The 329-nt window shown below is 46.8% G+C and carries 1 protein-coding gene; it reads left to right on the top strand.

The window, feature by feature from the left end:
- The coding region (locus AB4585_RS28960) for an HAD family hydrolase (RefSeq protein WP_372172240.1) at window positions 1–329 on the top strand (329 nt) is incomplete at both ends.

Raw genomic sequence — 329 nt, 5'->3', positions numbered from 1 at the left:
TTGCTTACAAGCCCGGTTATGACGCTCTGTTTAATGCCATTAAGCAGCGTGGGTTAAAAATGGCGATTGTGACCTCCTCACATCTGCCAGAGGTTCAGCATAATTTCCGTGATAGTGAATACTTAGCGGATTATGACCTAGTGATTACCGCCGAAAATGTCGCTCGCGGTAAGCCAAACCCAGATTGCTATCAAATGGCCTATCAAAAGCTAGGCCTTGAAGCCGAGCAATGCCTAGTATTGGAAGACTCCAACAATGGAGTACAAGCAGGCCTTGATGCCGGTTGCCATGTAGCGATGATTCCTGACTTATTGCCTCCAAAAGAAGAC

Origin of the sequence: Vibrio sp. 10N.222.49.C9 (genome assembly GCF_041474985.1) — a bacterium.
Lineage (GTDB): Bacteria > Pseudomonadota > Gammaproteobacteria > Enterobacterales > Vibrionaceae > Vibrio > Vibrio crassostreae_C.
This window is presented reverse-complemented; position numbering and strand designations above follow the sequence as displayed.